18 protein-coding genes and 1 riboswitch are annotated in these 19,215 nt (G+C 41.7%); of the genes, 3 read left to right on the top strand and 15 right to left on the bottom strand.

What is annotated here, in order from left to right:
- Nucleotides 1-328: 328 nt before the first annotated feature.
- The 13 genes from ACYQ3Q_RS24785 to spoVAC all read right to left on the bottom strand — a co-directional run bounded on the left by ACYQ3Q_RS24785 (nucleotide 329) and on the right by spoVAC (nucleotide 15,536).
- Entirely contained in the window at nucleotides 329-2,785 is a 2,457-nt protein-coding gene (locus ACYQ3Q_RS24785; protein ID WP_459931117.1) for a glycyl radical protein, read from the bottom strand.
- Between the two features lie 432 nt (nucleotides 2,786-3,217).
- The gene (locus ACYQ3Q_RS24780; RefSeq protein ID WP_459931116.1) at nucleotides 3,218-4,081 is read right to left on the bottom strand and encodes an amidohydrolase family protein; all 864 of its coding nucleotides are present in this window, start codon (nucleotides 4,079-4,081) and stop codon (nucleotides 3,218-3,220) included.
- A 201-nt stretch (nucleotides 4,082-4,282) separates the two neighbouring features.
- Complete coding sequence (locus ACYQ3Q_RS24775) at nucleotides 4,283-4,597, bottom strand: DUF3870 domain-containing protein (protein WP_459931115.1); 315 nt, start codon at nucleotides 4,595-4,597, stop codon at nucleotides 4,283-4,285.
- Between the two features lie 136 nt (nucleotides 4,598-4,733).
- Nucleotides 4,734-5,651, bottom strand: a complete 918-nt coding sequence (locus ACYQ3Q_RS24770) for a glycyl-radical enzyme activating protein (protein WP_459931114.1) — start codon at nucleotides 5,649-5,651, stop codon at nucleotides 4,734-4,736.
- A gap of 716 nt (nucleotides 5,652-6,367) precedes the next feature.
- Nucleotides 6,368-6,553 (bottom strand): hypothetical protein, encoded by a 186-nt coding sequence (locus ACYQ3Q_RS24765; RefSeq protein WP_459931113.1) that lies wholly within the window; start codon nucleotides 6,551-6,553, stop codon nucleotides 6,368-6,370.
- 180 nt (nucleotides 6,554-6,733) lie between these two features.
- On the bottom strand, nucleotides 6,734-8,068 hold the full coding sequence (gene lysA / locus ACYQ3Q_RS24760; protein WP_459931112.1) for a diaminopimelate decarboxylase: 1,335 nt from the start codon (nucleotides 8,066-8,068) through the stop codon (nucleotides 6,734-6,736).
- Between the two features lie 110 nt (nucleotides 8,069-8,178).
- Nucleotides 8,179-8,368: riboswitch (Lysine riboswitch) on the bottom strand.
- A 135-nt stretch (nucleotides 8,369-8,503) separates the two neighbouring features.
- Nucleotides 8,504-9,529 (bottom strand): acyl-CoA dehydratase activase, encoded by a 1,026-nt coding sequence (locus tag ACYQ3Q_RS24755; RefSeq protein WP_459931111.1) that lies wholly within the window; start codon nucleotides 9,527-9,529, stop codon nucleotides 8,504-8,506.
- The gene (locus ACYQ3Q_RS24750; protein ID WP_459931110.1) at nucleotides 9,516-10,667 is read right to left on the bottom strand and encodes an acyl-CoA dehydratase activase-related protein; all 1,152 of its coding nucleotides are present in this window, start codon (nucleotides 10,665-10,667) and stop codon (nucleotides 9,516-9,518) included. Before ACYQ3Q_RS24750 ends, ACYQ3Q_RS24755 begins: the two co-directional genes overlap by 14 nt.
- Nucleotides 10,609-11,751, bottom strand: coding sequence for an acyl-CoA dehydratase activase-related protein (locus ACYQ3Q_RS24745; protein ID WP_459931109.1), 1,143 nt, complete (start codon nucleotides 11,749-11,751; stop codon nucleotides 10,609-10,611). Before ACYQ3Q_RS24745 ends, ACYQ3Q_RS24750 begins: the two co-directional genes overlap by 59 nt.
- 186 nt (nucleotides 11,752-11,937) lie before the next feature.
- Nucleotides 11,938-13,416, bottom strand: coding sequence for a spore germination protein (locus tag ACYQ3Q_RS24740; RefSeq protein ID WP_459931108.1), 1,479 nt, complete (start codon nucleotides 13,414-13,416; stop codon nucleotides 11,938-11,940).
- Between the two features lie 200 nt (nucleotides 13,417-13,616).
- On the bottom strand, nucleotides 13,617-13,979 hold the full coding sequence (gene spoVAE / locus ACYQ3Q_RS24735; protein WP_459931107.1) for a stage V sporulation protein AE: 363 nt from the start codon (nucleotides 13,977-13,979) through the stop codon (nucleotides 13,617-13,619).
- A gap of 14 nt (nucleotides 13,980-13,993) precedes the next feature.
- Nucleotides 13,994-15,001 carry a stage V sporulation protein AD gene (gene spoVAD, locus ACYQ3Q_RS24730; RefSeq protein ID WP_459931106.1) on the bottom strand — a complete coding sequence of 336 codons (1,008 nt, stop codon included), beginning with the start codon at nucleotides 14,999-15,001 and terminating at the stop codon, nucleotides 13,994-13,996.
- 67 nt (nucleotides 15,002-15,068) lie between these two features.
- Nucleotides 15,069-15,536 carry a stage V sporulation protein AC gene (gene spoVAC / locus ACYQ3Q_RS24725; RefSeq protein ID WP_459931105.1) on the bottom strand — a complete coding sequence of 156 codons (468 nt, stop codon included), beginning with the start codon at nucleotides 15,534-15,536 and terminating at the stop codon, nucleotides 15,069-15,071.
- Between the two features lie 182 nt (nucleotides 15,537-15,718).
- Here spoVAC and spoIIAA point away from each other — a divergent pair, with 182 nt between their 5' ends.
- From spoIIAA to sigF, 3 genes are read left to right on the top strand one after another with little or no spacing between them, the layout of a single operon-like run.
- The gene (gene spoIIAA / locus ACYQ3Q_RS24720; protein ID WP_034144719.1) at nucleotides 15,719-16,063 is read left to right on the top strand and encodes an anti-sigma F factor antagonist; all 345 of its coding nucleotides are present in this window, start codon (nucleotides 15,719-15,721) and stop codon (nucleotides 16,061-16,063) included.
- A gap of 1 nt (nucleotide 16,064) precedes the next feature.
- Nucleotides 16,065-16,502 (top strand): anti-sigma F factor, encoded by a 438-nt coding sequence (spoIIAB, locus tag ACYQ3Q_RS24715; protein ID WP_459931104.1) that lies wholly within the window; start codon nucleotides 16,065-16,067, stop codon nucleotides 16,500-16,502.
- A 14-nt stretch (nucleotides 16,503-16,516) separates the two neighbouring features.
- The gene (sigF, locus tag ACYQ3Q_RS24710) at nucleotides 16,517-17,338 is read left to right on the top strand and encodes an RNA polymerase sporulation sigma factor SigF (protein ID WP_459931103.1); all 822 of its coding nucleotides are present in this window, start codon (nucleotides 16,517-16,519) and stop codon (nucleotides 17,336-17,338) included.
- 8 nt (nucleotides 17,339-17,346) lie between these two features.
- On the opposite strand, the gene ACYQ3Q_RS24705 is transcribed toward sigF, so the two are convergent.
- Nucleotides 17,347-18,495, bottom strand: a complete 1,149-nt coding sequence (locus ACYQ3Q_RS24705; protein WP_459931102.1) for a D-alanyl-D-alanine carboxypeptidase family protein — start codon at nucleotides 18,493-18,495, stop codon at nucleotides 17,347-17,349.
- A 199-nt stretch (nucleotides 18,496-18,694) separates the two neighbouring features.
- Entirely contained in the window at nucleotides 18,695-19,192 is a 498-nt protein-coding gene (locus ACYQ3Q_RS24700; protein WP_459931101.1) for a CoA-binding protein, read from the bottom strand.
- Nucleotides 19,193-19,215 lie beyond the last annotated feature (23 nt).

Raw genomic sequence — 19,215 nt, 5'->3', positions numbered from 1 at the left:
ATCATCACCATCTTTCTTTAGATTCAAGTTTTACATGACCCTTGAATTTTACCAAGGTCAGAGCTAAATGTAACACTTCGCAACAGTTTCTCAAATTTTCAGATAGCCTAATGGCTTGGTTCCTTTTGATTATTACGGATTAACTGACATTTTCGTGGGCTTATTTATCATCACCCTTTTCCTTGCAATACATCTTATGTTCCATTCCTTTACCAGAAGGGAAACCCTGCACGCTCCCAGGAAAACTGCTAAAAAACAGGGAAGAAGCTAGGGGGCATCCCATTAATACCTTCTTCCCATTGAAATTCATCTGCAAAGCTCAACTGCATTAGACCAACTGATGCTCCGTACGATTGATAATCTCATTTTGAAGTCCAGGACTTAAATCTGTAAAATATGCACTGTAACCAGCAACACGTACAATTAAATTACGATATTTCTCTGGATTTTTTTGTGCTTTTTCTAAAGTAGCTTTATTAATTATGGAAAATTGCACATGCCATAATTTTAAGTCAACGAAAGTTCTAATAAACGCCATTAAATCTTGGATGCCTTTTTCTCCCACTAAAACCTGAGGGCTAATTTTTATATTTATTAGACGAGCAAAATTATTATTAAATACACGGCTCTTTGCCTTATCAATCGAGAGCAAAGTTGCCAAAGGTCCTTCAGCGTCACGACCTTGTGTTGGTGAAACACCTTCAGATAAAGCTTCTCCCGCTTCTCGTCCATTCGGTGTGGCACCCATTCTGCGCCCCATAGCAACATGAGTAGTTACTGGAACATGCTTCAAATTCTGATGACCATTTGGTGTTCTATGTCCTTGCATTACTTCACAAATGATTTCATCTGCTTGGCGTGCAATTTCATCTGCATAATCATCATTATTTCCGTATTGAGGTGCATTTAAGAGCATTTGTCTAAGTGGTTTATATCCTTCAAAATTTGCTTCCAATGCTTCTTTTAAATCTTCTAAAGTAAATCGTTTGTCTTCAAACACTAATTTTTTTATCGCAGCCAAAGATTCGACAAACGTACCAAAACCTATTACACTTAGACTGCCGGAGTCTTTAGATATACCATGGTTATGGATAGGTTGATGAATATCTGTAAAAGTTTCTACACACGTATCATTTAAAAGCGACATAAAGGGTGCAGCCAAACAAGCTGCATTTGAAATTTCGAGAGCAGCTTGACGTTTATAGTAGTGTTGGATAAAGAAATCCCATGCCTCTGTAAAATTCTTTAACAAGTCATCATAAGTCTTAATATCAGCAGCCTTAATTGATGGCGTCATTAACTTTTTCTTTTTACCATCAATAGCGACAACACCGTCATTAATCGCCATTTCTAATGCAGCCGGGATATTGAGATTACCGCCAACTGCCATATATGTATCAAGATCAAGCAACCGAATCTCAGTACAAGCACACGGCGCATAATCTCTCGCATCTTGAATCGTAGCACCGTTATAAATAGATTGGGGAATAATTTCCTCATCATTTAAAAGTTTAGGAAAGCCTGTGCCTTCTTTGATTAAGTCTACAACAGCATGTAGGAGTGCATCCGGCGTCCCAGAATGCATCCGAACAGACAAATCTGGATAGTGAAGAGGAAATTCTTTTTTAGATCTAAGAACTAAATAAGTTAATTCGTTTGTCGCATCTTTACCGTCTCTCGTCTGGCCCCCAAGAACTGTTTGTTCAAAATGACAATAACCTTCAAAATAATTTTTAGTAGCCGTTACGTTAAATGGCACATAGTCTGCTATCTTAAGCCATAAACATTCCATTAATTCCAGAGCTCGCTCTTCATCAAGAATACCATCGTTTAAGTCCTTGATAAAAGTTGGATACATGTATTGATCAAAGCGTCCTAATGAGATAACGCCTACAGTAGGCTGTTCTAGTTTATAAGCTGTTTGTACAAACCATTGACATTGCAATGCTTCCCAGAAATCACGGGCGGGATGTGCAGGTACCCATTCACAGTTTTGTGCAATTATTTCCAGCTCTTTTTTGCGCTTAAGATCTGTTTCTTCCAAAGCCATTTCTCTAGCTTTGGCTGCATAACGTTTTGCATAATCCATAAGACCATCGCAAACAATAATAGCAGCTTGTAAAAACGCCATTTTACTATAATCATTATTAGGTACTTGAATCAATCGCTCTTCCATTTCCCTCTTGATATCTAAAAGTCCTCTGTCAATTACTTTCTTGTAATTACCCGCCCAGTTTAAAGTGGCGTTAATGTTGGCGTTATCTTGTAATAATCCGGCTGAACCCCAATCATCATTACCATAGATAAGCTCCTTAGTATCTGCTGGTAGCATTGCTAGATATCTTTCATGGGCGCTTTTGCCCTTCCAATAAGGCATAACCTTTTCTACCACTGTTTGAATCTGTTCATCACTAATGCGATACCCGGCACCTTCCTGCGTTCCGCGTAATGCTTTTTCAAACCAAGGTCCACGAAGCTCGGGAAAAAGAATAGAATGTCTTCCTGCACCACCACATGTACCAACTATTAATTCATTATCTTGAATAACCACATCAATATTATTGAAAATATGATGAAGTGCTTTAGCCTTTCTAATGTTCATTGGATATGCTTCTGTTTGCATCATAGATTCAGTAAATAGGACCGCTCTTTGAATATCAATTCTCGGAACTTGGTCTCTAAAGGTAGATAGAAAACCATTGATTCTTGGTCTTGGACTCAGTTGCCCTCCTCCACTTTCAATTCTTTTTTCTTGCTCAGTTAAAATTTGAGATACTTCTACCATAACTTCTTACTCCCTCCTTGTATGATTAAGTTAAGCTTAGTCACTAAACACCTTAGCTCAAAAATTTAAAATAAGAAAAACAAGTCAAGGCTTAATCATATGTATAGAGCATTTAAGCTACCATACACCTGCTTAGGCTTTGACTTGTTTAGTGGCATCGATTTTTAGATCGACTCCAGCAAGACATCCCTTAATACTTGTTCATTTTAAATATCTCTTATAGAATAACTCATATAATTCATTTCCTATATAACATATTATATTATTTTTTCTACATTGTAAATACTGTTTTTACTAAATTGCGCCAATAATCTTACTTCCGATAAGTAGATTGCGAAAACATAGGAATATCAAGGGTTTAAGACTTTAATTTAATGTAAATTTTTTAGCAAAAAAAGAGGAACGCCCTTCCGGATCAGAATTGGTAAGTGACTAACACACCAATCGAAAGGAAGCCAAACCCAATAGCTTAGCTGCATTATTATACATTAAATCAGGCAATAATTCCTCTTTAATGCCACAATTTTTAAAATACTCTACACCATCCTTGAGAGGAATAAAAGGATAGGATGTTCCAAATAAAAAACGATCCTTGAGCATATAGTTAGCTGCGGTTACATAATCCTGCCATCCTGGCAGATTGACCATATACATATCAGGAGATACATATACATTTGGTCGTCTCCAAGCCACATGAAGCATCTCTGTTACCCATGGCCATCCACCATGAGAAATTATAAGTTTTAACTTAGGAAAAGCCACTGCGATATGGTCAACAGCAATAGGCATAGAATAACTTACATCCGGGCCTGCATTACCACCATTCATTAAAATTACAGGTATATTTTCCTCTTGACACCTTTCATAAATCGGGTAAATTCTTTCATCATCTGTATACATTGGTTCTACAAGCACCCCAGGTTCCATAACTATACCTGTACACACACCTTTTATTACCAACTCCTCTATTTCATTTATTGCCTGCTTAATATCAGTAGGATCAATACCTGGAAATCCAATGAAACGGTCCGGGTACACTTCTACCAATTCCACAATATCCTTGTTGTCTACTATTCCCATTCTGGGATTAGCTTTACGTCCTGGGATAACAGCCTTGGTAATTCCGGCCTCATCCATCTCTTTGAGCATTAATTCCATAGAGTGTTGCTTAACTGATTGTGCTTGATACATACCCATTTTGTTAGAAAAATTGGTCTCACAAAATTCTAGATCTCTGTACATTATTGCTTGCAAATAGCTTCCATAGGGTGGTCTAAGACGAAAATCAATAATCATAATAAAAAAACCTCCTAAAATATAGAATAGCCTCTCGGCATTCGCCGAGGTTGATGGCACAAAACTTTTCTTGAACCATCGTTATTTACTTATAAAAAAAACCAATATAACCCTAAAAATATTTTCTAAGGTTACATTGGGCTTCCATCCATTTTATAAGAACTGAGCATTGCGACTGTTCAACCCAGTAGATAGTCCCCTTTATTTGTGTGCTTTTTCCTTATATCTCTCTACAGCATTTTTAAGTGCCTGTATCAACGAACCTGTTGTAGAAAGCCAAATTTTTGCCTTAATCTGTTTAAATAGCGGTTCTAGCGAATCATCTAAACAATATCCATTTACCAATTCCTCCATACAAGATTGAGTTAGGGGAGATATAAGATTAAAATGAGATTCAACTATACAACTTGTTTCTACATCAATAAGAAGTTGAACGGTCATAATATTATATACAGTTATCTCCTTTGGTGGCTGGGCAGTACCACCGACCAAAATTCGTCCTTCCATTCTTTTCATTAAACTGCCTCCTCGTATAATTTGAACTTACAAGTCATTATAGCATGTACTACAAAATGATGCCCACTATATACTATTTTAATATTGTTTATTATATTTCTTGGTAAGTTCAAATTTGTTGCACTATACAAGGCAATTATTCTTTTTGAAAATTTAGCATTTTTCGAACACGTTGATTCAATTCATGAATTGGTTCTTTTTCTAGCGAGCCAACACCCTCTAGCCCATAGGCCATTCCAAGCTGTTCATATTTTGAGCTTCCATAGCCATGGTAAGGCAACAATTCGTAATCCATGAGATTTGGTATAGGCTGCAAAAATTCTGCAATATCCATAATGTCCTGTTCTTGATCATTAATATCAGGAATAACAGGGGTACGAACGATGATGTCAACCTCAGGGAAGCTTTCACTCAATTTTTTAAGATTTTCCAAAATTATGGCATTATCCACTCCAATATATTTCTTATGCTTTTGGGTATCCATTATTTTTACATCATAATGAATCAAGCAACACCATTGAGCCGCCTGCTCTAGCTTTTCCCACGGTGCAAATCCAGTAGTTTCGATAGCTGTGTGAACCCCCACACCTCTATATTTTTTTAATAAAGCTGCTACAAAATCTGCCTGCAAAAGCGGTTCACCACCACTGACTGTAATACCACCATTGGATCTCCAAGCACCTGCTTGATTCTGAGTTTTCCGAAAAACCTCATCTATTGTCATGTCTTTTCCAAAAATATGCAGCGCGTTTGAGCAACATACTTCAACACACTTATGACAATTAAAACACTTGTATCTATCCACTACAATTTTATCTTCATGGAAAGACAACGCACCAAAAGTACATGCCTTAATACAATAACCACACAAATTTGCACCTATACATTTTTTGATATTATACGCTATTTGAAAATCTGGTGACTGTGATTCCGGGTTAGAGCACCAGGTACATTTCAATGGACACCCTTTCATAAAAACCAAATCTCGAATTCCGGGTCCATCGTGAACACAATATTTTTGAATATTAATAATACGCCCGGTTATTTCCTTCATAATCATCACCTTCCCTTTTGTAAATCCCTTAACTTTGGCAGTAACAAAAAGCTAATCTTTCCTAATAGTTTGCTCGTCGCTGGTGCCGGGCAAGTTTCTTGTATTTACGCATGTATATTATGTTACATGGCCGTTTTCGCCTTGTTGCTAACTGCGGGAGTAAAATTGATGAAGTACTTCCCGAATACGCCAGGTTCAAAATGGCTTTAGCAGCTATTATCTTTCTTAATATTGTTGATTTAGCTATAACAACAAAATAGCTCAAATATGCGCACCATACGCATATTTGAGCTTTAACTTATTTTATAGTATTGGTGTCAGTACACCATTACCAGTAAGTCCCCCAAATCAATTATAAAATTATTCTACTTTTTCTATAATAATATTATATGATTATCGTACTAGCTCAGGAAGCCCTTTCAATTCGAACATTCTGAGCTAATTGGATAATCATATAATATTATTATTTATTTTCATTGTCAATATAATATTTTAAGGAGCAGAGCTGAAGCATGAAGAAGTTTAAAGGTCCTCTGGAATGGTATAACATATGGAAATTCCTCTCTTTGGGTAAAAAGCACACTCTTTCAACGGATTATGTAATTATTTGCGGTTATTACGTGAATTCATCCAAGTGTTATCACAAAAATTAGACAGACGGGTAGCGTAGAGTCTTGACTTCACCGACTAATTTATTTAACTTAAATCTATCCAGCTTAAGTATCCAGACGCAGCTGAAACTTTTTGCCAAGCAAACCATTGATGGCTACATGGTTTAGCAGAGCCCCGCTCAAAGCCTGGCGCAGAAAATGAATCAAGCCCCGGATTCCTTTTTCCTTTACCCAGACCACGATCTCGACACCACGCATCACGACATTGTTGAGTAGATGGGCCAACCGCATGAGATGGTGATGCCCCTTCATCGCTTGTCAATCATAGGAATAGGTATGTTCATAGCCGTAGCCCTGATGCTTTTCGACGAGAAAGTTGTTTTCTAGACTCCAGCGATACCGTGCTTCTAAATTACAAAAAAAAGACCCGCAAGCGTCAAACAACGCACACGGGCCTTTTTTCTGGGCATATTACCGACTTGCCATCTGCAGATACTTCAAACTCTCTGGCAAACGATCATTTCGAAGTAAGTCTGAATAGGTTTCACGTTTGACAATCACATCTGCTTGACCGTTGTTTACCAGAACTACCTCAGGCCTTGGAAGGCGATTGTAATTCGAGGACATGGAATAGTTATAGGCACCCGTCGACGAAACCGCCAGTAGATCACTAGGCTGGACTTTTGGCAAATCAAGATCCCAAATCAGCATGTCCCCGGACTCGCAACATTTTCCAGTAATAGAAACAAGTTCAGCCGCCTCTTCATTCGCGCGATTGGCCAGAACCGCTTCGTATCGAGCTTGATAAAGAGAAGGTCTGGGGTTATCGGCCATACCTCCATCGACGGCAACATATTTCCGAATTCCAGGAATCTCTTTGCTGGATCCGATGGTGTAAATGGTTGTTCCAGCCGTTCCCACAATTGAACGACCTGGTTCAACAATAATTTTCGGACGAGGAAAACTCTGTTTTAAACAAGCTTCCTCTAGCGCATCCTGAACTGTTTTTGCATAATCTGCAATTTGAGCAGGATCATCCCCTGAGGCATAATAAATTCCAAAGCCTCCGCCAAGATTTAACTCTTGGAGAAGACAACCAGTACGCATGTGCATAGCTGCCATATACTCGATCATGACCTGAACTTCATGCCGAAAAGATTCTAATTCGAAAATCTGCGATCCGATATGGGCATGAAGCCCTTTAAGCACCAAGTTAGAAGAGGATAAAGCTAAATCTAAGGCTCGATTAGCTGTGCCGTCGGATAAGGTGAAACCAAATTTTGAATCGATCTGACCCGTCTGAATATATTCATGGGTATGAGCTTCGATCCCCGGTGTCACACGAAGAAGGATGTTGACTTGCTGGTTTAGTTCTCCAGCTAAATCATTGAGCACGCTCATCTCATAGAAGTTATCCACAACAATTCGTCCCACACCAGCTTTAATGGCCATTGTCAATTCTTCTCGAGATTTATTATTTCCGTGAAAATAAATGCGTCCAGCTGTGAAGTTGGCTTGCAGGGCTGTATAGAGTTCTCCTCCTGAGACAACATCCAACCCCAATCCTTCTTCCTCAATTATTCGACACATAGCTAAGGTGGAAAATGCTTTAGACGCATAAATGACCTCTGTATGATCTAAACCTTCAACAAACGAACTATAATACTGGCGACAAATATCCCGGATATGGGCTTCATCCATGACATATAAAGGCGTCCCAAATTGTTTGGCTAATTCTACTGTATCACAACCGCCAATTTCAAGATGCCCCTGTTCATTAATTAATTGTGTGCCGTGCAGCCTCATCTTCTTTTCCTCCCGTTTCTCAAATAAATTCTTACATCAATTAAAAATGGCAACAGAAGGAGGTCCTCTGTTGCCATACAAGATGCACGGAACAATGACCCTCTTCTCCTGTTGTGAGTAGTTCTCCACACGATGGCTTAGATCAAAAGCATCGTGTGACAGTCCTGCAGTTCTTCACTACAGACCCAGCACCAAAAAGCACGCCTTTTTGGGCTTCGGCGAATTTCCCTTTCCCATGAATTCATCAGTGTTCGCAACCTTCTTCATGGTACTCTTGTCATCCGCGCCTCTACCACACCCCCAAAGAGATGAGGTATTATGAATTTCTATCCATTAATTTTAACAGAAATTCCGACAAACATCAATATCTTCTTCAACTATTTATAAACTTAAAGATCTTGGGTAAGGCACTGCAAATTATCTCTAAGCAATTTTTCATGCTCCTCGTTGTTCCCTTTGCTGATCCATTAAACCAACGTCATTGCTAGCTTCGAGAGTAAGAGACCATTTACCGCATCGATCTCCCCACCTTGCTAAGCTCACTCCCTCTTGCATAATCTCAACAACCTCACAACGGTTTGCACATCCAGAACACTCAAAACTCTTGGCTTGAAATTGGGTATCAGCAAGCTGTAACCCGCGAAAGCCAGTCTGACTTTCTGGTCGACTTAGCGCTTTTTCTTGTGCTAGGAAGGCAGCACCTAAGGCGCCCATGACCCCATAATGTTCTGGTACAATAATTGATTGCCCTAATTCTTCTTCAAAGGCTTTACGTATTCCGGGGTTTGCGGCCACACCCCCTTGAAAGAAGATCGGTCCCTTGATGTCTTTATTTTTACCTACGTTATTCAGATAGTTCCTAACCATCGCCATACAGAGTCCCGCTAAAATATCTGGCAGCGAGTGCCCTAACTGTTGTTTATGAATCATATCAGATTCCGCAAAGACAGAGCAGCGCCCAGCAATCTGAACTGGGTTTTTTGATTGGAGGGCTAGAGGTCCAAACTCTTCAATGGGAATACCCAGCCTGGCCGCTTGCTGGTCGAGAAACGACCCTGTTCCTGCTGCACACACGGTATTCATGGCAAAATCAGAAACCACTCCATCTCGCAGGATAATGATTTTTGAGTCCTGACCGCCGATTTCAAGGATGGTTTGCACTTCAGGATTAACCCTTGAAGCTGCTACAGCATGAGCAGTAATTTCATTTTTTACGACGTCAGCACCTAGTAACGTTGCCGCTAGCTGACGCGCACTTCCTGTAGCCCCCACTCCAATGATTTCTGTAGAATTCAGTATTCGAGATCTCAAGAGTTTGATTCCCTCTTGGATCGTTTGCATAGGACGTCCTTGTGTTCTTAGATAAAGTGCCTCTTGCAAAGTATTGTCTGGTCGCAGCAAGACCATGTTAGTACTTACTGACCCAACGTCAACACCTAGAAAGAATTTATCTTCCCCCAACGCCTAACACTTCCTCTCTTGTTTGTTGAGTTCCTTGCAGCAGGAGCGGTCTTTCCAGAAGGTCAACAAACGCCTCCAAACGGGTTTGTATTCCTGCCTGACCCGTATGCTCATCAACAATTAGCGTCATAATAGGTATCTTATAAGCTTCTTGAACTTTAGGTAAAACACTTGCAGCCACTATTTCTGGCATGCAAGATAACGGAAAAACTTGAATGATTCCATCAAAGCCTTCCCGTGCAAATTTCACGGTAGCTCCAACTGTTTCTTGACCATGTCCTCCTACAAAATGCGGTAAATATGGTTTGGCATGACCCGAATAATATTTTATAGACCGGTATCCCTGAGCTAGACCTTGAAAGACATGGTTCCCAACCCACCCTGAAAGATAGATTGAACGATCTACTTCCACGCCTAATCGCCCAAGCTCTTCCTCGATACCCATTGAAGAATATGGATCAAGAATGGTATAGATCTCTCCAACAATTCCTATTCGCAGTGGTTTATAAAATCCACCATTAGAGGTAGCTCTCTCCCCTTGACGTTCACGAATGCTCTCTTGTACCCAATGAACGGTATCATAAATCCCTTTTTCCGACATTGTTTGCGCTAATCTACCCTTGGCTTCTTCGTAAAGCCTTTCTGTGTTCAAGGGAGAGGGGAGCCTAGGTCGTGCTGCATGGATCAAATCTTCAACTCGATCTAGCGCGACACTTTTCAGATAGGTAAATCTCAAAGTCTTCAGAATTTTTGTCCACGAATTCTTCGTTCCTGCTAAGAAACGGATGCGTTTCGCTAGCCCAAGTAAGCTTCCATTAGGGGGCTCAAGAGTGACTACTTCATAATCGTATCCAGCATCCCGCAGAATCTGACGTTCCACTTCACCATAGTATCCAAAACGACAGGGACCAATTCCCCCAGTGATTACAATCGTATCAGCCCCTTCTTCTGCAGCTTCAATATAATTGCCAAGATTGAGTTTTAAGGGCAGGCAGGCTGACTCTGGTGATAACCTTGTTCCCAAATTTACCGTTCGTTTGCTGTTGACTGGCGGGACCACCACCTCAACATTCAGGGACTCAAAGAGTGTTTGAATTACAATCCAAGCATTCCCCATATGTGGAAACGTAACCTTCATGGACCCTCCTCCTTTCGACCATATCCAAAAAGGCTTCCAGCCGAGTGATAAGACCCGCCTCACCGCTGTGTTCATCAAGGGTTATCACCATATAGGGTTTATGTTGTTGCCGGGCCTTTCGAGATAATAGTTCTTGAACCATTGAATCTGTGCCACAACCAAAACAGGTCAAATAAATAATCCCGTGAATCTTTGGATCCTCCACAAACTTGTTACCTGCACCATAGATTTGCTTGGAGTGACTCCAAAACAACTTTTTGCGCAACCCTAATAAATTAGTCTCAATTTCATCTTGCTTAACGTGTTGAACTAACTCCACCCATGCTTTTTCACGAAGCTTTCTAAGAAGGTTCAAGTTAGCGTAAGATTCTTGAGTTAAGTAAGAATGCCCAACTAAGGCAATTCTTAAACGATCGGAGTCGAGAACCACTTTGGGGGTTGTTGCCTTGGCAAGCGGTACTTCCGTTGGAGGTTTATAGGGTATCAAAGTCATCTTTCCAAACACTCGCTCTTTCCAAGTACTTTGCCTAGACACATTAGCATTTTGAGGTTTAACTGAACAATTTGATGCGTTCGCTATCTCACGAATGCTTTCCTCAAAATTCCACTCTACCCCCCTTGTATCTTGAAACCTTTTTTGCCACTTTTGGCCTTCACAAAAGGCCTTCTGAATATCCGTCCTACTTTTACCCAGTTGTCCCGCCATTGCTTGAAGGTCTTTTAAAACATGATGTTGACCCTTTCGCCAATTCATAGTGACTGTTAGAACTGGAATTCCAGAGGGAACAGCGGAGAGAAGACTTTCTGGAATTCCTAAAAATTTAGGGCAAGTGTAGGTGTTTTCTTCAACACTGACCATTCGGGGCAGGAAAATCCAATCGACCTCCCGAAGTGCTTGGATATGCCCAGCAAGAAGCTTTAAAGGTAAACACGTTTCATCACTAGCATTTTTTAAACCAAGTTCCATGATTCTTCGATGTGTCGGTGGTGAAGTCACCACCTCTATACCTAATTGATGGAAGAAACCAGCCCAAAATGGGAAATAATCAAAGTAATAAAGAGCCCGAGGAAACCCTATCTTCACTTATCTAGCATCCTTTCATTCATGTTTCATCCAATTTCTAAACCATTTTCGTATTCTTCAAGCGGGGTAGATTCCTCCTTTACCGTTAACGAACATCACAGAGAATAGATCGCCCCTTACGAAGCCCGTCAAGGCTCCAGAAGCGCACATGCACTCGAACCACGTGCCTCGAACTTCGTACATCGATTAAGGTTGACGATCTTGGTCTTGTGTTTTTAAGATACTTGGACGCTGGTTTCTGATCGGTACTGGAGAGCGTACTAGAATACCTTTCATAGCCTTATAATCGAAAGGCAAGAGCGGCCAGAGGTAGGGCACGCCAAACGACTTTGTCCGCCAAAGGAGAAAGAATACAGAGGCCGCACCAATCCAAAACCCCCAAAAATTGAAGAGGCCGGTCATTACGATCATGAACAAGCGCGCTAATCGGTTAGCTAATCCTAGCTCATAGCTGGGCGTAGCAAATGTCCCTACGGAAACAATGGCAATATACATAACCACTTCCGGAGTAAACAATCCCACCTTAACCGCAATGTCACCTAACATAAATGCGGCAATCAAACCTAAAGCCGTGCCTAAAGGACCTGGGGTATGGATTGTGCCCAGCCTCAAGAGATCTACCCCAAACTCAGCTATTAAGACTTGTACCAGTAAGGAAACTTTGGCAGGTTTCGTTACGCCGATAAACTCAAGCCATTCCGGTAGTAATTGGGGGTTAAGGGCTGCGCCCAACCAAAGAGGAAGAAGAAAGAGGGCGGCAAAAATCCCGCCAAAGCGGATCCACCGCAGATATGCCCCCACAATCGGTTCCTGACGATATTCTTCCGCATGCTGGACATGACTCCAGAAGGTCGATGGTGCAATCATGACTGACGGAGAAGTGTCGACTAGGATCACTACATATCCTTCCAGTAAATGAATCGCCGCCACATCGGGTCGTTCAGTATAGCGTACCCGAGGATAAGGATTCCAAAACTTACTACCGAGAATAAATTCTTCAACACTTTTCTCCGCCATCGGAATCCCGTCGATTTTGATCGCTTGAATATCTTTATGAATCTTATCGACCATATCAAGATTAGTGATATCTTCAATATAGGCAATACAGACATCAGTCTTAGATCGACCGCCTACTTGAACCAACTTCATACGTAGTTTTGGATCACGCAAACGCCTGCGAATTAAAGCGGTATTGATAACGAGGCCCTCAGTAAAACCATCACGAGATCCACGGGTCACACGCTCAATATCTGGTTCCTGAGGCTGACGACCAGGATAGGAACGGACATCCACAATAATAGCTTTATCTTGACCCTCGACAAAAATCGCCATCGGACCTGATAAAACAAAGTAGAACACTTTATCCATGGTTTGAACTTCAGAAACTTGTAAATTAATAATTCGTCCTTTAACCAATTTATCTAGGGCGTTAACAATTAAATCCGAACGTTCTAGTTCTATAAGAGCGTCCAGAATATAACTGACCACTTGCGAGTCAACCATCCCGTTGACAGAATAAATGGCGATTCGTTTTCCACCAATAGACATCTCTCGAAGAACTATATCAAAACAATCAGGAACCCCTAATTCCTTATTAAGATAATCCACATTTTCTTGATAATTCTTGCTTACTGAAATATTCTTCTCGCTTGAATTATTATCCATTAGGCTCACACCCTTTTCGTGGTTCGATGTTCGTAGTTCGTGGTTCGTATTACGTAGTAATTAATTCCGACAGCACCCTTGTCGAAGTTTGCGTTTGTAGTTTCGTATTGTTCGTGTAGTTCGTATGGTTCGTAGTCCGCGAATCGAAAATTACCTTTAGTTTCTATTCGTAGTTCGAACTTCGAACTTCGACCCTCGATTCAACCCTTAGGTTTAAACGCTACCGACATCAAGTACCCGAAAAACACCGCCGTTGCAATCCCTACCGCGGTTGCTTCGACACCACCTGAAAAAGCCCCCATGACTCCACGTTTTTCAACCGCCTCCATAGCCCCTTTGGCAAGACTATACCCGAAACCAGATAAGGGGATCGAAGCTCCAGCCCCACCTAGCCTTATAAGAGGTTCGTACAGACCTAAAGCCCCTAAAGTTGCTCCACCCGTAACAAAGGTAACAAGGACATGGGCTGGAGTAAAGGCAGGCTTTGTATAGTCCATGAGGAGTTGTCCAATTACACAAATTATCCCACCAACAATGAAGGCTGGAATAATCATCTCAAACATAGTTTCTACTCCTTTCAAGCCTCAATGACCACAGCATGCCCAATTCCAGGAATGGATTCTCCCTGTAGCGCAGAGGTGGGACTATGCAAAGCGCCGCTCCCCACAAGCATAACTCGCTTTAGTTCTCCAAGTTTCAGGCGACTCATAATATTCCCAGCGAAAACCACAGACGAACAGCCACATCCACTAGCCCCCGAATGTACATCTTGACTAGCATCAAAAACCATAATCCCACAGTCTGTGAATGTCGTATCCATATCGATACCACTTTGCCTTAGCACTTCTGTAGCTAGAGCTAAGCCAATCGCTCCGAGATCCCCGGAAGCAATTAAATCGTAGTCCGCTGCTTGCCGCTGTAAGTCATGGAAATGATTTAGAACCGTATCCGCGACCGCTGGGGCCATGGCTGAACCCATATTATTGACATCCGTTTCAGCGTAGTCAACTACCCTTCCAATCGTGGCAGATGTGATCCGAGGTCCCTCTCCACTCTTCCCAAGAAGCACACTCCCTGCGCCAGTAACCGTCCACTGAGCGCTCATTGCCCTTTGGGTGCCCTGCTCAGTTGGGGCACGAAATTGTCGCTCAGCTGTATCATGATGACTTGATACTCCCACTAAAACATGCTTGGCAAATCCTCCATCAATCAACATACTCCCCACGGCCAGGCCCAAGGCCATGGTCGAGCAAGCTCCGTATAGTCCGATAAAGGGAAGCGCCATCTGGCGCGCAGCAAAATTCGAGGAAATGATTTGATTAAGTAAGTCTCCGGCTAACATGTAGTCAATATGGTCTTTAGGAATGCCCGCTTGATCTATAGCCCCTTGCATAGCCTCCTGAAGCATGAGACTCTCCGCAACCTCCCAAGATTTTGCACCATTGAGCTGGTCTTTCCATACCTTACTAAACGTTTTACCTAATGGGCCTTGTCCCTCTTTAGGTCCCACTACGGAATATGATGATAAAATTACCGGTGGATTGGCAAACACCACGGTTTGATTTCCTGCTCGCTTCAAATCCATACCTGACCATCCCCATTCCTACCTAAAGTGCTTAGTTTGGCAATCATGCTAATTTGTCAGCTCAGTGCTAATCAATCATAAAGTACACTAGACCTACTACAATCGATGTGGCAATTCCATAAACAAGTACAGGTCCGGCAACCGTAAATAGCTTTGCTCCAACCCCTAACACATAGCCTTCACGTTTAAATTCCATAGCAGGTGCAACCATGGAATTAGCAAACCCAGTAACTGGAACGATCGAACCAGCACCTCCAAACTTACCAATCTCGTCATAAATCCCCAAGCCGGTTAACAGCGCTCCTAAGAAGATCATCGTTGCAGTTGCCGCAGTTGATGCTTCCATACGGGACAACCCTACACTCACAAAAAAATTAATGACGACTTGGCCAATTGCACAAATAATTCCGCCAATCACAAAGGCCCTGCTAACATTTTTAACTGTCGTGGGCTTGGGCGTGTATTGCTGCGCTAATATTTTATATTTTTCAGGGGTTACCGCGAGGGTGGGCTCACGAAAAGATTGATTAGCCAATGTTTTTCCTCCTTTCTACAAGTGACAGATAATCTCTATTATTATCTGAATGACCAAAATTATACGAGGCGATGAAAACCACATATTCGACAGAGCTTTTCATAGAATACTATTTAATTAAGCAGGAAAATTATGGATTACAGCGAATTGATTAGTATTGCTAATCGTTAGGGGGAATGGTCTTGAATGTTGAAAAAAAAATAGAGCGCCTAACTCTATTCTTGCGCTTAGATGGCGAACTGGATATGCACACAGCGACTATGCTACGACAAACCATTGACAGTGAAATAGATAAGAGAGGAATTCGCACAGTCATTCTAAACCTTCAAAATGTCCAGTTTGTTGACAGTTCAGGTCTGGGCGTTATATTAGGTAGGTACAAGAAACTAATTGCCTTAGGAGGTAAACTCAAAATCACAAACGTACCCCCTCACATTTATAAGATCATGGAATTGTCTGGTCTGCCTAAAATTATCAACTTCTATTTGGATGAGGCACACGCATATGAAGAAGGAAGGGGAGCCTAAGATGAAATCAAACCAAATAAACCTTACATTTTCAAGTATCGCCGAGAATGTAGGCATTGCTCGTTTACTTATTGCTTCAGTAGGAGCACAACTGGATCTTCCATTGAACGACATTGAAGAACTTAAAGTCGCTGTTTCAGAAGCGGTCTCTAACGCAATTATTCACGGCTACCATAACATTCCTAATAACCTAGTTTACTTGGATCTGGATATCACCGGCACTACCCTCAGAATCGTTGTTAAAGACCGTGGGTGTGGCATCTCTGATGTCGAGCAGGCTATGCAACCGGCTTTCAGTACTGATCCAGAGCGTATGGGTCTAGGCTTTGTCTTCATGCAATCGTTTATGGACGAACTTCAAGTAGAATCTGTGCTTGAAGAGGGAACTACCGTGACCATGATCAAGAAATTTAAACAAACGCCCATCTCCTCGCATTAGGGGGGCGGCATATTATGATTCAACGATTATCCGAAATGAATCTCCCCCACTTTCCACTGCTATCAGATAAAGAGATGATGCAATACCTCCATGCAGCGAAAGAAGGGGACACAGAAGCACGGGAGAGGTTAATCAATTGCAATCTTAAACTTATCTTTAATTTGGTTCAACGCTTCACACATCGTGGTTATGAACTGGAGGATCTCTTTCAAATCGGAACGATCGGATTAATTAAAGCTATCGATAAATTCGACTTTACCTATGGAGTTAAATTTTCGACCTATGCAGTACCCATGATTATCGGCGAAATCCGACGTTTTCTCCGAGATGACCACCCCATAAAGGTTCCTCGCTCCTACAAAGAACTTGTCTATAAAGTAAATCGCGCTCGGGACGAACTTTCAGCAACGCTTGGCAGAGAAGCGACAATCGGAGAAATTGCCACCAATATTGGAGTTGATCGGGATGAGATCGTCACGGCTCTTGAAGCAATCCAGAGTCCTACCTCAATCTACGATACCCTTTATCAAGACGACTCCGATCCCATTTACGTTCTCGATCAACTCTCTGAAGAAAAGGGACTTGAGTCAAGTTGGTTTGATAAAATTGCCCTTCACGAAGTCTTGGACAAATTACCCGAGCGGGAAAGGCGTGTCCTTATGATGAGATTTTTCGAAGATAAGACTCAAAGTCAAATCGCAAGTCTACTTAATCTATCACAAGTTCAAATCTCTCGTATCGAACGTGCAGCGCTGCTGAGAATCCGCGAATTGGCGAAGATTAACGATCGATCAGATTTAGAATCAGATTTTGACTCAGATTTAGACTCAGACTGAGACCCTTCTTAATACCCAAAGACTCCTTTTAGAGTACGTTCTACCTGCTGCACCAAACCTGCCTTTGCCACTGCGTGATCCGCTATCAAATTAACGCTTGCTTTAAGCTGATCATTGCGATACAAGTGAACTTCCCCTAACGTTTGGCCTTTTTGAATAGGAGCACTGACCTCTGGGTTTAGCTTTGTCTCGACCCAGAGATTCTTATCTTTCCCTTTTTCCACGGTTGCACCCAAGGGTTTTTCCGTATTTACTATAACCTGATCTTCTACTCCCTTGAGAACTTTGACAACTCCCTGCTTGGCATTCGCTGGAGCAAATTGTTTAAACTCATACTTTGCAAAACCATAATTAAAAATTTTCATAGATTCGGCAAAATGTCCTCTAACTTGCGGTACACCCATTACGACACAAATTAACCTTAATCCATTTCTCTCAACAGTTGAAGCCAAGCAATATTTGGCCTCATTTGTCCACCCTGTTTTAAAACCATCAGCACCTGGATACCACCATAGTAATTTGTTAGTATTCCACAGCTTAAATTTGCCGTCTCGCAAGTCATATTCTTTAATACTGGTTAACTTCCGTATTAAGGGGTAATTAAGAGCTTCTTTGGAAATGACCGCTAGATCATACGCACTCGTATAGTGACCCTCCGCTGGTAAGCCGTAAGCATTGGCAAAATGTGTATTTTTCAACCCTAATTGCTGTGCTTTACGGTTCATCTCCTCTACAAAGGCTTCGTGGGTTCCGGTGATATGTTCCGCAACTGCAACACAACCATCATTTGCTGAACCGACGGCAATGGCTATTAACATTTGTTCTAAGGTAAATATCTCCCCTGGTTCAAGGTAGATCTGTGAACCTCCAAGCTTGCTTGCATTCTCACTGGCGGTCACTTTGTCCGTCAACTTTACTTTCTCTGTAGCTACGGCATCTGCAGCCACCAGTAAAGTCATTATCTTCGTGACACTTGCAGGTGGTAATTCTTTATGTGATTCTTTCTCAAAATAGATTTCACCAGATGCTGCATCCATCAAAATGGCACTTGTAGCATCTGTCTGGATCTCAACACCCAGCACCGGTTGCACGTTGGCAAAACCAATATTCACCAGCACAAGCAGCATGGTTAAAACAATCCTGAAATATTTTTGCATCTTTTGACCCCCTCATTATAGTGTGATTCTATTATTCCCAAAAAAAAAATATATATCGAATGAAATTCGCTTAAGCTTGTTAATCCTGGTGTTAATCCTGGGGTCAGGCCTGACCCCAAGTTAAAGCTTAGACCCCAAGCTTATATTGCGCCAAGAATGGCATAATTAACCGAACGGGCTAAGGCGCTTCCTCACCTGCCTAATATCTACCATAACGTTTCTGTGGTACCTTAACCTCTCTTAGACCGTGCCAATAACAAGGACTAAAATAACGCAGACTTATTTTGGACGGATAAGCTTTATGTCGCAGTACGCACCCGCGAATGACTTCAATTCCTACGTTTTCACACTCTTGTTGGAGTCCAGGTGTCCAAGTTTGCTCTTGGAACCAAATCTTGCCAACCCCTGCCGACACAGCCTCATGAACCAGCGAACCAAGTCTCTCCGGAAGCAGGCAGGCCACCACGACCGTTACCTTATCAGTTAGTGGTGCTAAATTCGGATAGACCTTACTCCCCTCTAGGCGTTGGATTTCATCGGCCACAGGATAGACCACACAACCAAATTCTTTTAAGGTCCGCCAAACCTTCCAAGCGTGTTTATGCTTTTTAAATTTTTGGGCATCCCCAAGCACAGCATAGGTGTCCTGAGTTGTTAACCCTTGAGCTAAAGGGTAATACTTCTTTTCCCGCACCATAATGAAATCCCCCTCCCCAGTTG

This window comes from Desulfosporosinus burensis, assembly GCF_054657535.1.
The sequence above is the reverse complement of the archived record's forward strand: the minus strand, read 5'-3'. Positions and strand labels throughout refer to the sequence as shown.